This is a genomic window from Rhizobium sp. RSm-3 (assembly GCF_001854685.1).
Lineage (GTDB): Bacteria > Pseudomonadota > Alphaproteobacteria > Rhizobiales > Rhizobiaceae > Rhizobium > Rhizobium ecuadorense.
This window is the reverse complement of the sequence record NZ_MAWZ01000013.1, coordinates 461,043-475,757: the sequence shown is the minus strand read 5'-3', so window position 1 is coordinate 475,757 and position 14,715 is coordinate 461,043. Positions and strand designations below refer to the sequence as shown.

10 protein-coding genes are annotated in these 14,715 nt (G+C 62.3%); 3 read left to right on the top strand and 7 right to left on the bottom strand.

What is annotated here, in order from left to right:
• Positions 1-114: 114 nt before the first annotated feature.
• Entirely contained in the window at positions 115-984 is an 870-nt protein-coding gene (locus BBJ66_RS15505; RefSeq protein WP_071088149.1) for a helix-turn-helix transcriptional regulator, read from the top strand.
• A 95-nt stretch (positions 985-1,079) separates the two neighbouring features.
• On the opposite strand, the gene BBJ66_RS15500 is transcribed toward BBJ66_RS15505, so the two are convergent.
• From BBJ66_RS15500 to BBJ66_RS15485, 4 genes are all read right to left on the bottom strand, one after another.
• Positions 1,080-2,342 carry an MgtC/SapB family protein gene (locus BBJ66_RS15500; protein WP_071088070.1) on the bottom strand — a complete coding sequence of 421 codons (1,263 nt, stop codon included), beginning with the start codon at positions 2,340-2,342 and terminating at the stop codon, positions 1,080-1,082.
• A 488-nt stretch (positions 2,343-2,830) separates the two neighbouring features.
• Complete coding sequence (locus BBJ66_RS15495; RefSeq protein ID WP_049736071.1) at positions 2,831-3,655, bottom strand: transglutaminase family protein; 825 nt, start codon at positions 3,653-3,655, stop codon at positions 2,831-2,833.
• Between the two features lie 12 nt (positions 3,656-3,667).
• Positions 3,668-4,609, bottom strand: coding sequence for an alpha-E domain-containing protein (locus BBJ66_RS15490; RefSeq protein ID WP_049736072.1), 942 nt, complete (start codon positions 4,607-4,609; stop codon positions 3,668-3,670).
• A complete protein-coding gene (locus BBJ66_RS15485; protein WP_049736073.1) occupies positions 4,609-6,018 on the bottom strand; it encodes a circularly permuted type 2 ATP-grasp protein in 1,410 nt (469 codons plus the stop codon). The genes BBJ66_RS15490 and BBJ66_RS15485 overlap by 1 nt, the downstream gene beginning before the upstream one ends.
• A 558-nt stretch (positions 6,019-6,576) precedes the next feature.
• Between BBJ66_RS15485 and BBJ66_RS15480 the strand changes: the two genes are divergently transcribed.
• Entirely contained in the window at positions 6,577-7,476 is a 900-nt protein-coding gene (locus BBJ66_RS15480; RefSeq protein ID WP_071088068.1) for a DMT family transporter, read from the top strand.
• A gap of 74 nt (positions 7,477-7,550) precedes the next feature.
• Here the strand turns inward: BBJ66_RS15480 and BBJ66_RS15475 are convergent, their stop codons facing one another.
• The 3 genes from BBJ66_RS15475 to BBJ66_RS15465 all read right to left on the bottom strand — a co-directional run bounded on the left by BBJ66_RS15475 (position 7,551) and on the right by BBJ66_RS15465 (position 10,981).
• Complete coding sequence (locus tag BBJ66_RS15475; RefSeq protein WP_049736075.1) at positions 7,551-9,239, bottom strand: DEAD/DEAH box helicase; 1,689 nt, start codon at positions 9,237-9,239, stop codon at positions 7,551-7,553.
• Positions 9,240-9,483: 244 nt separating this feature from the next.
• On the bottom strand, positions 9,484-10,599 hold the full coding sequence (locus BBJ66_RS15470) for a DNA alkylation repair protein (RefSeq protein WP_071088066.1): 1,116 nt from the start codon (positions 10,597-10,599) through the stop codon (positions 9,484-9,486).
• A 73-nt stretch (positions 10,600-10,672) separates the two neighbouring features.
• Positions 10,673-10,981 carry a hypothetical protein gene (locus tag BBJ66_RS15465; protein WP_071088064.1) on the bottom strand — a complete coding sequence of 103 codons (309 nt, stop codon included), beginning with the start codon at positions 10,979-10,981 and terminating at the stop codon, positions 10,673-10,675.
• Between the two features lie 307 nt (positions 10,982-11,288).
• Between BBJ66_RS15465 and BBJ66_RS15460 the strand changes: the two genes are divergently transcribed.
• Positions 11,289-14,669: a response regulator gene (locus BBJ66_RS15460; protein WP_071088062.1), complete on the top strand. Its 3,381-nt coding sequence runs from the start codon at positions 11,289-11,291 to the stop codon at positions 14,667-14,669.
• Positions 14,670-14,715 lie beyond the last annotated feature (46 nt).

Sequence of the window (14,715 nt, the reverse complement as noted above, 5' to 3'; positions counted from 1 at the left end):
GGTCTATGTCGCAGACTGTAGAGGCATTGTATATTCTTGGGTTTTTTGCCTTTGATCCTATTGATCAGCTGCGCCGTCCCCTTCAAACTCGTCCAGACGAGGCCTCGATGGATCATGGAACAGCAACACCGTCTGACAGTTAAAGAAGCGCTCTCAAGATCCGGCGCATGCCTTCAGCGCTCCGGCTTGGTTGACCGGGGGCTGTCGCTTGCGGAGTGGACCAATAGCGCAGGACAAGCGTTCTATGAGCGCCCCGATCATCACACGCTGAGCATCTATCTCGACGGCGGCGAAAGGGTCATCCGTGAGGACAAGCGGCTAGCGGGCGGAGCACCAGGCAAGCTTTGCCTATTGCCGGCCGAACACAAAAGCCAATGGCATATCGGCGGGCCGTTGAGGATGTTTCATCTTTACGTTGATCCCGAGCTCCTCGCTTATGAAGCGCTGACATCGTTTGACATCGACCCCAGACATATCGATCTGATGGATCTGACGTTTTGCGATGACCCGGCGATGGCGATGATTGTCCGGGGAGGGGTTTTGCCTCTGAACTGGCAAGAAAAGAGCGACCGTATCGCCCTTGATGCGGTTTGTAAGCTCCTCATTCATCGTATCCTGAAATCGCACAATCGGCAGGCGCGGCAAGAGGCGGTGCGCGGCGGGCTTTCACCCTCCGTGCGTCGCCGTACTGCTGATTACATCGACGCCAACCTCGACCGGGCGCTGACGCTTGATCGGCTGGCGCGGGAAGCCGGTCTGAGCACCTTCCATTTTGCCAAGATGTTTCGCGTCAGCTTCGGAATGCCTCCACATCGCTACGTGGCGGTGCGACGGATCGAGCAGGCAACGAGGCTCCTTCGCGACCGGGAAAACGGCCTTGCAGCCGTTGCCTCCGCCTGCGGCTTCGGTTCACAAAGCCATTTTTCCAAAGCTTTTAAAGCGGCCACCGGTGTGCCGCCAGGAGAATGGCGAAGCCTGCAGTGAAAGCCGCCGGCCACAGCCCTATCGGATTAGCCTGCGCGATCGGCGCTGTCGTTCCGACGTGCGGAACTGGAGCCTCTGCCGACAGCGCAGACCGTTCACATCAGAAACAAGCCGGCCGCGCCCGCAAGTGTCGCTATGCCGGTGGTGATCGCCAGTCGAACCGCATAACCGATGCTTCCCGCCGTTGCCGCAAGACCGGTTTTCGCCAGAAGATTGGCGAAGGCGGCAACCGCTATCGCATGCGCGGCCGCGTCCGCAGGCACGGTCTGCGACGACAGCTTGGCGATGGAGAGGGTTATCGCATCGAGATCGCCGAGCCCCGTGATGAAAGCGACCGCGACGAGCGACTGGGCTCCAAAGACTGCCAAAGTTGCCCGCGCCACGATGGTCACAACGGCAAGCAGAAGCGCAAAGCGGATGACGACCATCACTTCCAGCGGATTTCGCGGTGAAAAATCGGAACCGCCATCGGAGCGCCGCGACAATCCGGCGAGGCCGCCGCCCAAGGCAAGGATCGCGGCAGCCGGGCCGAGCGATGCCGCAAGCTCCTTGAGTATATCAGGCGCGATGACGCCGCAGATCAAAAGCACCCGGCTGAGGGATACGGCTCCCGCCAGCATCGCTCCGGCCGAAAGCAGCGGCGAGAGGGCGGGCGTCTGCGTCGACTGGCGGGCGAAGGAAAGCGTCAGCGCCGTCGACGAGACGATACCGCCGCAGGCCCCGGTCAGCAATATTCCGGCCTTGGCGTCGCTGAGCCTGATCATGACGTAACCGGCGAATGAAACTGCACCGATCAGGATTGTCATCATCCAAAGCTCGAAAGGGTTGATCGTCTGCCAGGGATCGACCGCCTCGTCGGGAAGAATCGGAAGAATGACGACCGTCATCGTCAGCAGGATCAGTGCGGCCCGTAATTCGAGCCAGGTCAGTTTCCGGAGAAATCCATGCAGCGGCTCCCGCGCCGCCAGAAGCGCGGTGATCGCGACGGCACTCGCCGCAGTCGCCGTCATATCCGCAACGACAGCGGCGAAGCCGAGCGCAAAGACCGTTATCGCGGCGATGGTGCCGGTCGCGCTGTAATCTTTCTCCCGTGCTGCCTGCATGCCGCTGAAGACGAGCACCGTGATACAGAAGAACACGAAGATGGCCGTCGGCAGGACCGGTCCTGTGATCGGCTGCAGAAAACCGCAAAAGCCGCCGAGGAAGCTCGACAGGCCATAGGTGCGGATGCCCGCCACTCTCTTGCCCGGCGCAGCCTGGCGTTCGCGCCATCCGCGCTCGATCCCAACGAGGATGCCGATCGCGAGCGCCAGGCTGAGACGTTGGAATGCGTCCGTCATCACCAATGAAGTCATCATCCGAAGATCCAGACATTGTCAGCCAGCCCGCCTTCGCGGGAACTTCTGCCAATATGCCACGACGACGGTGTATTCCGCTCTGCTTGTTTCTGAAATCCAACCATGGCCATGCGGCCCGATCATTGCGACGGATCAAAGTTGGCTGCGTCCTCTCGATGCGAGCCGGGATGCTTCTCGTTGAGCCATGCCAACGCGCGATACAGGACAGGTGTTAGCGGGGCGGATATCGGGCCTCGATGGGCTGTCCGAATTCCGCATCGTCTGGCGGCGTGACGTGCTGGTGAAACGGCGCGGCCGAGACCAATCCATCTGCAGGAGATCGCCGGCGCGCGATGGACAGGCCCAGCCATGGCGCTTCGAGGGGGAAAGGCCGGATATCGCCATCAGCTGAGCACAGAGATATCAGCCCTGGAAGACCGTCGAAATCCGGTGCGCGCATACAAGGGAGCTCAGATTTGGATCTCGCTCTTCCGAGCGGCTGATGCCGCTTAGCTCTGGCTCTGGCTTTGCATCTGGCCGCCATCCTCGACCTTCACGGTCACCGACAGCGTTTCTCCCGGCGTGCCGATACGCATGCCCGAGATCGGCGCGGCGTCGCGGTAGCAGAGGCCGGAGGCGACGCGGACGTAACGCGTATCCGGGCAGATCTCGTTGGCGGGATCGAAACCGACCCAGCCGAGGCCGGGAATATGGGCTTCGGCCCAGGCATGGGTCGCCGCCTGCTCGACCTTTTCCGCCATCATCAGATAGCCCGAGACATAACGCGCCGGCACCTGCAGGGCGCGGGCGGCGGCAATGAAGATGTGGGCATGGTCCTGGCAGACGCCGCTCTTCTTTTCCAGCGCCTGTTCGGCCGTCGTCGCGGTGTTGCTGGTGCCGGGTTTATAATCGACCGTCTGGTGGATTGCTTCCATCAGCGCATGCATGCGGGCAAGGTCGTTATCGCCAGCGACCCCCTTGATCAGTTCCTTGACCAGCTTGCCGCCCTTGGTCAGCGGCGTTTCGCGCAGGAAGAGCCAAAGCGGGCAGAAGCCGGTATGCGGGCCGGTGACGCCGTTATTATCCGCCGTCTCGACCTCGCCTTCGGCGAGGATGCGCGTCAGGTGCTGCGCGCCTTCCAGCGAGACCAGGTTGACGTGATTGCCGTACTGGTCGTCATATTCCACCTCGGGTGTGGCGCCCTCGACATTCAGCGACCAGCCGAGCACCTTCTGGGCGGCTGATGTCGGCGGCGTCAGCCTGAGCCGCTGCAGCGAGAACTGCGCCGGCTCGTCGTAGCGGTATTCGGTGAGGTGGCTGATCTTCAGTCTCATGTTCTGATCCGCTTATACGTAGAACCGGTAGCCGTCGGAAATTTCCGCGCCGAGCTGGTTGTTGCGCGCGACGAAATCCTCCAGGAATTCGTGCAGGCCCTGATCCATGACGTCGCGGATCGCCCGCGTCTGCAGCGTTGTGCGGATCGCATCGGCGGTATCGTGGGCAGGCAGTCGCGCCTCGTAATCCTGGGCGAGGTAGCCGAGATTGCTGACAATCTTCTCGTAGCAATAGGCCAGTGAACGCGGCATCTGGACATTCAGCGTCAGGAAGTCGGCAATGTTCATTGCCCGGTATTCGCCGTCATAGGCCCAGCTGTAGGCGCGGTGCGCCGAGACCGAGCGCAGGATCGATTCCCACTGGACATTGTCGAGCGAGGAGCCGACCGCCGAGACCGAGGGCAGCAGCACGTAATATTTCACATCGAGGATGCGGCTGGTATTGTCGGCCCGCTCGATGAAGGTGCCGATGCGGGCAAAATTATAGAGCTCGTTGCGCAGCGTCGAGCCGTGGAAGGCGCCGCGGATGAGACCGGCGCGGCGCTTGATGACGTCGATCACCTCAGGCATCTCGGCCGCCTTGACGCGCTTTTCAAGCAGCGCCTTCAGCTCGATCCAGCATTCGTTGGTTGCTTCCCAGGTCTCCCGCGTCAGCGCGGTGCGCACCATGCGGGCGTTGTTGCGGCCGGACTCGATGCAGGACATGACACTCGACGGATTGGCCCGATCGCGCAGGAGATAGTCGATCGCATCGGCATTGGTCAGCTTCGCGTGACCTTCGTCATAGGCCTCACGCACGCCGGCACTTTGCAGCACCCCATCCCAGTTGTCGTCGCCGGCGCTGCTGCGGGTCAGCGACATGCGCAGCCCCGCATCGACCAGGCGGGCGATATTTTCGGCGCGCTCGATGTAACGGAACATCCAGTAAAGGCCGTTTGCAGTTCTTCCGAGCATCAGTCCTCCAATACCCAGGTGTCTTTGGTGCCGCCGCCCTGGCTGGAATTGACCACCAGCGAGCCCTGTTTCAAGGCCACGCGGGTGAGCCCGCCCGGAATGATCTGAACCTTGTCGGACACGAGCACATAGGGGCGCAGGTCGACATGGCGCGGCGCAATGCCCTTGTTGACGAGGATCGGCACGGTGGAGAGCGACAGCGTCGGCTGGGCGATATAATTGTTCGGCTTGGCCTTCAGCTTCTCGGCGAAATCGGCACGCTCTTTCTTCGAGGCCGTCGGTCCCACAAGCATGCCGTAGCCGCCGGAACCGTGCACTTCCTTGACGACCAGCTCTTCCAGGTGCTCCAGCACGTATTTCAGGCTTGATGCCTCCGAACAGCGCCAGGTCGGCACGTTTTCGAGCAGCGCCTTGCTGCCGGTGTAGAATTCGACGATCTCCGGCATGTAGGAATAGATCGCCTTGTCGTCGCAGATGCCGGTGCCGGGCGCGTTGGCGATGGTGATGTTGCCGGAACGGTAGACATCCATGATGCCGGGAATGCCGAGCGCCGAATCGGCCCGGAAGGTCAGCGGATCGAGGAAATCGTCGTCGACGCGGCGGTAGAGCACGTCGATCGCCTCGTAACCGCGGGTCGTCCGCATCTTCACCTTGCCGTCGATGACGCGCAGATCCGAGCCCTCGACCAGTTCAACACCCATCATGTCGGCGAGGAAGGAATGCTCATAATAGGCCGAATTGTAGATGCCGGGAGTGAGCACCGCGACGCGCGGCTTGCCGGTGCAGCCGGGAGGGGCGAGCGAAGCAAGACTCTGACGCAGCAGGTAGGGATAGTCCTCGACGCGCTGCACCTTGTTCTCATGGAAGAGTTCCGGGAACATTTGCATCATGGTTTCCCGGTTTTCCAGCATGTAGCTGACGCCGGAAGGCGTGCGGGCATTATCTTCCAGCACGTAGAACTGGTCCTCGCCGGTGCGCACGATGTCGGTGCCGACGATATGGGTGTAGACGCCACCGGGCGGGCGGAAGCCGATCATCTCGGACAGAAAGGCGACATTGTTCTCGATCAACTCGCGCGGGACACGGCCGGCGCGGATGATCTCCTGCTTGTGGTAGATATCGTCCAGGAAGGCGTTGAGCGCGATCACCCGCTGCTCGATGCCCTGGGCAAGCTTTCGCCATTCACGGGCGGAGATGATGCGCGGAATGATGTCGAAGGGGATGAGCTTTTCGGAACTATCGGCATGGCCGTAGACCGCGAAGGTGATGCCGGTCTTCCGGAAGATATTTTCCGCATCGCGGGACTTGGCAATCAGATGCGACCGGTCTTGGCTGTTGTACCACTCAAAATATTTTTCATAAGGCGGGCGAGGACTTTCGTCCCCGGTAATCATTTCATCAAATGCCAAAGGTGCGGCTCCCCTTTTTTGTTCATTTGAATACAACGCAAATTGCAATGCAAGAACCATGCGCAGTTCGAGGAAAAGATTTTGCGTTGCGGGAAACAGGGGGAATTGGGGGATGGAAGCGAGGTGGCGGGTGGTTGTGCGCCAGGGACTGCGTAAAAAATGAGCAGATGATGACTTTTCGCTCGACCGATATGTGGAGCACAGCCTTCCCACTTGTTCCCTCATTTCTGTGCTCGTCACAGGAATCCAGCCGACGCGCGTCGGCGCAGCCAATGACTTCTACGGTGAAGTGAGTCTCCTGCGCCCAAGGACTTGGGCGCGCTGGATCCCTATGACGAGCACAGGGATGAGGGTGGGCGGGGATGCGTCGGCGATCCTTCTTGGCCATGGCATGGCGTCGAGCTGTCGATAGGGTCGTCCACCAAAAGTATCATCTTCAGCATGTCCGTCAGACCCAACCATCAGCGAAATTTCAAATAATCATCAACGCTTCGCCTTTGACTGTGACCGCCCGGTGCAGCTATCAGCACGGCGAACCCTTTTCTGCCGAGCTGCCTCATGTCCCTCGACCGCTTTGCCCCTGCCGTTTTCGTCCTGCTCTGGTCCACGGGCTGGGTGGTGGCGAAGTATGCGGCGCTGCATTCCGAGCCTTTCACCTTTCTTTCGATACGTTATGCGCTATCGGCCCTGGCATTCCTGGGCTTTTGCCTGGTGACCGGGGCGCAATGGCCGAAAAGCCGGGCGACGGCGCTGCGTGCGGTCTATTCCGGTTTCTTCCTGCATGGTTTCTATCTCGCCGGCCTCTGGTGGGCGATCGCCAATGGCGTGCCGGCCGGCATATCGGGCATTATCGCGGCGCTGCAGCCGCTGTTGACGGCGATGGCGGCTCCCTTTCTCGTCGGCGAGCGGTTGCAGCCGACCCAGAAGCTCGGTCTTGGCTTCGGCTTCATCGGCATTGCCATCGCCATTTCGCCGAAACTCCTCGATCCGGCGGCATCAGATCTCACCCATGCCGCGCTGCCGCTGGCGATCAACCTCATCGCCATGGGGTCCGTCACCTACGGCACGCTCTATCAGAAGAAACACCTGCAATCCGGTGACCTCAGGTCCATCGCGACGCTGCAATATGTCGGGGCGCTGCTTCTCACCCTGCCGCTTTCGCTGATCTTCGAGCATCAGCATTTCGATGGCACAACGCAGGCCTTTGCGGCGCTCGTCTGGTCGGTCTTCGGACTGTCCATGGGCGGCGTTGGACTGCTGCTTTATCTGATACGCCGCGGTCAGGTCTCCCGCGCGGCCTCGCTGATCTATCTGATGCCGCCGGCCGTCGCTTTCGAAGCCTTCATCGCTTTCGGGGAACCGCTGACCGTGCCGTTGATCCTGGGCACAGCGATCGTGGTCGTCGGTGTCTATCTGACGAGCCGCAAGGTCGTTCAGCAGGTACAGGCCAGAGCGTAGGCCGACGGCTGCCACATGCTTCAATGAAAAAAGGCCGGTTCGACCCGGCCTTTTTCCTTTGGTTCAATCAACGCTCAGGCGCGTTCGCGGCGCTGGCCGCCGCCATTGCGGGAGCCGGAGCCGCCGCGGCGGTTGCCGCCATTGCCCTCGCGGCGGGGTTCACCGCCCTGGGCCTGCTGCGGACCGCGGTCTTCGCCGTGCTTGCGGGCCGGGCGGCCGTGGGCGTGACGGCCGTTGCCGCGGTGATGACCGCTCGGCTCGCCATTGGCATGATGGCCATTGGGGCCGCCATGGGCAGGACGCTGCGGCTTTGCCGAGGGGCGGAAGTCGGAGGTCGAGACCAGATCGTTGTCGGGGCCGAGATTGGGGGTGGCTTCACCGCGGCGCTGGCCGCGGAAATCCTCGTTGCGGCTTGTGCGCTCGGGACGCGGACGGCGCTCCTGGCGGCTGCCGCGGTGCTCCGAGCGGTTCTGATCGCCACGGCCTTCGCCGCGACCCTGAGCTTCGCGACCCTGGCCGCCACCGCGGTTGCGGTTGTTGCCATTGCCGTTGCCGCGGCGGGGGCCGCTGCTGCTGATATTGGCCGGCGCTTCGCCGCTTGCGACTGCGATGTCGATACCCATCAGGCGCTCGATGTCACGCAGCAGCTTGGCTTCGTCGGGGGCGCAGAAGGCGATCGCGATGCCGTCGCGGCCGGCGCGCGCCGTGCGGCCGATGCGATGGACATAGGCGTCGGGCACTTCAGGCAGGTCGTAGTTGTAGACGTGGCTGACGGCCGGAATGTCGATGCCGCGGGCGGCAACGTCGGTGGCGATCAGGGTCTTGATGCTGCCGTCGCGGAAGGCCTTCAACGCCCGCTCGCGCTGGCCCTGGCTCTTGTTGCCGTGGATCGAGGCGACGGAATAGCCGATATTGTCGAGATGCTTCATCAGCTTCTCCGCACCGTGCTTGGTGCGCAGGAAGACGATGGCGCGGCCATCGGGGTTTTCGGTCAGCGACTTGCGCAGCAGTTCCGTCTTGTCGTTCTTGCCGGCGACGAAATGGACATACTGCTCGACCTTGTCGGCAGCCTTGCCTGGCGGCGTGACTTCGACCTTGACGGGATCGACGAGGTATTCGCCGGCGAGATCGGCAATCATCTTCGGCATGGTAGCCGAAAACAGCATGGTCTGGCGCTTCTTCGGCACCAGCTTGGCGATCTTGCGCAGATCGTGCACGAAGCCGAGATCGAGCATCTGGTCGGCCTCATCGAGCACGAGATAGCGCACGGTGGTCAGGGTGATGGCGCGGCGATTGACGAGGTCGAGCAGGCGGCCGGGGGTCGCGACCAGGACATCGGTGCCCTTTTCGAGCTGCAACTGCTGCTTGTTGATCGAGACGCCGCCGACGACGACGTTGACGCGCAGATGCGACTTGCGGATGAACTTCTTCAGGTTGTCGGCGATCTGGTTCACCAGCTCGCGGGTCGGCGCCAGGATCAGCGTCCGCGTCGTGCGGTTGTCGGGGCGCCGCTCGTCGGCGAGCAGCTTTTCAATGAGCGGCAGGCCGAAGGCGGCGGTCTTGCCGGTGCCGGTCTGGGCGAGGCCGATCAGGTCGCGGCCTTCGAGGAGGAGAGGGATGGCCTGTTCCTGGATCGGCGTCGGCGTTTCGATGCCGAGCTGGAACAAGGTGGCGACGATCGGCTTGGAGACACCAAGCGATTCAAAATTAGTCAAGGCAAAACCTTTCGGGGCGCCACAACGACTATCGCCGGAACGCACCATGCGATCCGGTTTCATTCTGGCGTCAAGAACCCCGCGTGAAGTGGGAACTTGTGAGTTGGAAAAAGCTTTCCAGCGCTTCTGGCCGCTGATGGGAGCGCGGCCTCTATCGAAATGCGCTTTTGTCCCTTCTTCCTGCGTCCGTATTTTCTAGCAGGGGCACGCTCACGCGGCGGCCGGAAGGATGAAAGCTGGGCTGCATGTGGCCCAGTTCGCTGACAAAGTCAAGTGCAGTGCACAAAAAGCCTCAACCAGGGTCAGGCGACGGCATGACGAGAAGGAAGCTTTCCGATGCGATTTCCGCACCGTTGATGAGGATGGCGATGCGGTGTTCGCCGGGGTAGTAACGCCGCGTCGTGATCGGCCGCATGGAATGGCGCCGTTCGATCGACTGGCTTTGCCCGGGCGCAAGAGCAATCGTCTTGAACTTGAAAACCTTGGGCGAGAGCGAGCCGTCGTTTTTCACGTGATGGATGGCGTAGTCGACCATCAGCGATTGCGCGATGTCGCCGGCATTGGTGACGCGGATCTGGAAATCCAGCCCTTCGCCGAATATTACCTCCGCATTCCGGAGCCGCAGGTCGCATGCAAGTGACGCGGCCGTGCCAAAACCGAAATTGGCGAGCGCCTGCGCGTGGCCGTTCTTCAGAAGCGTGCGCGAGGCATGTTTCAGCAGCCGGCGGCGTTCTTCAGAAGCCGCCTCGATATGACCGGCGATGAAGGCGGCGACCAGATCCGGATGATCCTTGGCGATGTCGTTCAGGCTGTTGGCGACGGAGCGGCGGACATAATCCTCCGGATCATCGATCAAAGCGGTCAGGATCGGCAGGATCGGCGCCGGGTCTTTCACCAGTTGCGGCAGACGCATGGCCCAGGGCAGGCGCGGCCGCGTTCCCTCGCTCGCCAGCCGGCGCACATGCCGGTCGGGATCACCGAGCCAGCCGGAGATAATGGCAAGCGCCCGCTGCTGCTCGCGGTGAATGAAGGGACGGATGCCGTATTCGGCGGTGAAATGCGGCGTCAGCGCCTTCAGCAGATCAAGGCCGAGCTCGAAATGATCGGGGCCGCGGGCGGCGATGAACTGGTTGACCGGCAGCAGCATCCAGCCGGTCAGCCCCGGTCTGCCTGATGCAGGCAGGCTTGCCGTTAGGATGGCGGCGGCTTGCGGGAAATCTTCGGGAAGCGTGGCAAACAGCGCGTCGCGGATCAGGGCCGAGCGTTCCATCAGCTCCAGCGCGTCAAGACTGCGCGTTGCCAACGCCATGAAACGATCCCTGTCGAAGGCGGGCGCATGGGCGGCGATGCGATCGGCCATGTCGGCGACCAGCGCCTGATGCAATAGGTTTTTGAGCGGTTCCGGCATGCTGATCCTCCCTCAGTGGGAGGATTGGACCGGCGCCGCCGGGAGGTCAAGCGGCGCCGGATCGCGCTTTCAACTATTCGGGGCAGACTTTGACGCGGTAGGGGTTGCCCCAATCGTCGTGCCGCCATTCGAGGTGGCAGTAGGATGGCCGGTAATAGGTCCGGTAGACCGGATAGGGGCGATAATAGGGGTAGGCGGGGTAGGCGGGATAGGCCGGGCGGGCGGCCTCGGACAGCAGGGCGCCGCCGACGACGCCGGCGGCGAGGCCGCCCCAGAAGGCATCGCGTGGACGGGCATCGGCGGTGGTGGCGGTGGCGAGCGAGGCGCCGGTAAGGGTCAGCGCAATCAGGCCCGTCGCCATGGTCTTATGAAGAACGGACATGCTATTTTCCTTGATCTAGACTGGCTTCCATAAAGCCGTGTTCAGGCTCCGCCCGGATCGCGGCGGCGCGATGGCCGTGCAAGCGTCTGCAGCATTAAATTTTCGTCATGATTTCAATGGATCGCGGCGTGGGGCGGCGGCGGTCTGTCCTTGTCGTACAAGCCGGGCCGCCAATGTGAGGCAGGTTCAGTTGGTGGGCCGGCTTGTAAAAATCCCCTGCTGAAATTTATGGTTAAAACCTTGTTAAAAGCCTTGGCGTTATAGTCTTTGTAGTTGATATTTCATTCATTGCGGGAGCGACAATTTCTTGAAATCAGCCGGGGACATACTGGAATTGGCTTGCTGCCGGATCGCCGATCTGGACACCCCGGCCTATGTCAAGAACAGCGAACTGCGCTACGTCGCCGTCAACGAAGCCTATGCCGATTTCCTCGGCCACGAGATTTCCGATTTCATCGGCCGGCGCAGCCGCGAACTCTTCGACCGTCCCGAGGAAGAGGAGCGCGAAGACAAGGAGCGCCGGGCGCTGGTGTTCGGCACCGAGGAAAACGCCATCTGCTTCGATGCCGCAGGCCTCGGCCATGAGCGCATCCAGATCGAGAGTTTTTCGCCGTCGCCGGAGCGGGCCTATGTGCTCGGCATCTTCGAAGTGCGTGATCGCCGCGCCGTTGGCAGTGAGACCGGCGGCAGCCCTCGGACTGTAAACGATTCCGATCTCGCCCAGGTGCGCGAGGCGCTGGAAAAACTCGACCAGCCGATCGGCATCTTTGCAGAGGACGGTCGCCCGCTGGTCGTCAACGCCGCCTACCGCACCGGCGCAAAGCCGGATGCTCGCAGCGATAGGCGCTGGCACGAGAGCGTCAACGAAGGCGATCTGTTGCGCACCATCATGGAGGACCTGCCGGTCGCGGTTTTCGTGCGCGACGACAAACACCGCCTCGTCTATGCCAATCAATATTACGAGACTTTCGGGGGCTACGACCGCTCTCAGGTGCTGGGGATGACCGAGCACGAAATGTTCGGGCCGGAGGAGGGAGAGGCGATCTACCAGGAAAACCGCCTGGCGCTGGAAGACGGCCTGTCGAAGGAAATCGAAAGCCAGATGCCGGGCAAGGATGGCCGCATTCATCCGCTCATCTCGCGGGTCAACCGCGTCGTGACGCCGGATGGGCGCACCTATGTCGTCGGCTCCTTTTCCGATATCGCGCCGCTCAAGGAGCGGGAGAAGGCACTGATCGAGGCGAAGAAGCAGGAAGAAGCGCTGCATCGGGATATCGAGAGCATCCTGCGCTCGCTGCCGATCGGCGTGCTGATCCTCGATAACGACCACCGGATTCTCTCCGTCAACGACGAATTCTACAGCATCTGGGAGCTGCCGCTCGACGACCGCTTCGATGGCCGCCCCTTCATCGACGTCATTCGCCGCAATGACGAGCTCGGCCGCTACGACGGCACGCAGACGCCGGAAGAGATCTACGCCTTCCGCAAGCACCTGTTCGAGACCGATGAGCCGGAGCCGATCGAGCTCGGCTGGGCGGGCGGCAAATCCGTCATCTTCGACAGCCGCCGCATCTCCAACGACCGCATTCTGCTGACCTATGCCGACATCTCGGCGGTGCGCGAGCGGGAAAAGGAAATTCATGAGACCCGCGCCGCGCTGGAGCGGGTCGGCGAAATGATGCGCGATGCGACGCATGCAATGTCGCAGGGGCTTGCCATCGTCCAGGACGGCATCATCAAGATGTCCAACGAGGCGATGGCCGATATTCTGCAGATTCCGGCTTCCTACATCGAGGCCGGGCAGGGTTGGCTCGGCATGTTCGAATTCTGCGCGGCGCGCGGCGATTTCCACGATGCGGCGGACGAAATCCTGCAGGAATGGCGCGCCAATATCGCCGCCAGGCAGCCGATTTCCACCGTCTTCCATGTCGGCGGCGAGCGCTGGGTGAACATGGATGCGACCATCAGCGAGGGACAGCATTGGGTGGCGCTCTTCACCGATGTCACCGAGCTGAAGAGCCGTGAAGAGGAACTGCGCCAGCTCCTATCGCGCGCCGAAGCCGCCGACCGCGCCAAATCCGAATTCCTCGCCAATATGAGCCACGAGATCCGCACGCCGATGAACGGTGTGCTCGGGATGGCGGAGCTGCTTGCCAAGACCAATCTCGACACGCGCCAGAAGACCTTCGTCGACATCATCGTCAAATCCGGCAATGCACTGCTGACGATCATCAACGACATCCTCGACTTCTCGAAGATCGATGCCGGGCAGATGAAACTGCGTAGAGCCGCCTTCGACATCACCGAAGCGGTGGAGGATGTGGCGACACTGCTCTCCTCGCATGCCGCCGAGAAGAACATCGAGCTGCTGGTGCGGGCCGCTCCGGATCTGCCGGCCGCCGTGATCGGCGATGCCGGCCGTTTCCGCCAGATCGTCACCAATCTCGTCGGCAATGCCGTCAAGTTCACCGAGCGCGGCCATGTCTTCGTCGATGTCGGTTTCCAGGCGGCCGCCGGCGGCGAGATCATGGCGAGCATCCGCATCGAGGATACCGGGATCGGCATTCCGGCCGAAAAGCTCGAATCGGTCTTCGACAAGTTCTCGCAGGTCGACGCCTCCTCGACCCGGCGGCATGAGGGAACCGGTCTCGGGCTTGCAATCACCGCCGGCCTCGTCGATCTCTTCGGCGGCTATCTCAATGTCGAGAGCGAATGGGGCAAGGGCTCGGTCTTCACCGTCAACCTGCCGTTTGCCGTGGCGGCCGCCCGTCTCGAGCCGAAGCCGCTGCCGATCAACGTGCAGGGTGCCCGCATCCTCGTCGTCGACGACAATGAGGTGAACCGGCGCATCCTCACCGAGCAGCTGCAGCTCTGGGGCTTCGACGGCGTCGCTGCCGAGGGCGGCGGCACCGGGCTTGCGATCCTGGAGGCGGCGGCCGATCTCGGCGTCAGCGTCGATGCTGTCATACTCGACTATCACATGCCCGACATGAACGGTGCCGATGTCGCGCGCCGGCTGCGCGCCGATCGCCGCTTCGCCGAATTGCCGATCATCTTCCTGACGTCGATGGATATTTCGGGCACGGAAAAGGAATTTGCGGCGCTGAACGGCCACGCGCATCTGATGAAGCCGGCGCGCGCCAATGTGCTGCGCAACACGGTCGTCGAAGTGGTGCGCGCCAGCCGCGTCAAGCAGGCTTCGGAGGCCGAGATCGCCCGGCTGCAGGCTGCAGCGGCCGCGCCCGTTCCGGCGCCTGCGCCTGTGCCGCAGCAGCGGGCGGCCGAATTCGTCGATGTGCTCGTCGCCGAGGACAACGAGGTCAACCAGATCGTCTTCACGCAGATCCTGCAGGGAACCGGCCTTTCCTTCCTCGTCGTCGACAATGGCGAGGAGGCGGTCGCCGCCTGGGAGCGGCATTCGCCGCGCATCATCATGATGGACGTGTCGATGCCGGTCATGAACGGCCATCAGGCGACCCAGACCATCCGCGAACGGGAAAAGGGGCAGGGCCACCGCGTGCCGATCATCGGCGTCACGGCCCACGCACTCGAAAGCGACCGCGAACTCTGCCTCGACGCCGGCATGGACGACTACATGTCGAAGCCGATCAGCCCGGAACTGCTGGAAGAGAAGATCCGGCAATGGCTCGGCAAGGACGAGGAGCAGCCGGGGCGTAGCAGCTACTGATCTTTGCGCAATTGGAAGCTGCCACCGGCTTTGGGATCCGATTTCT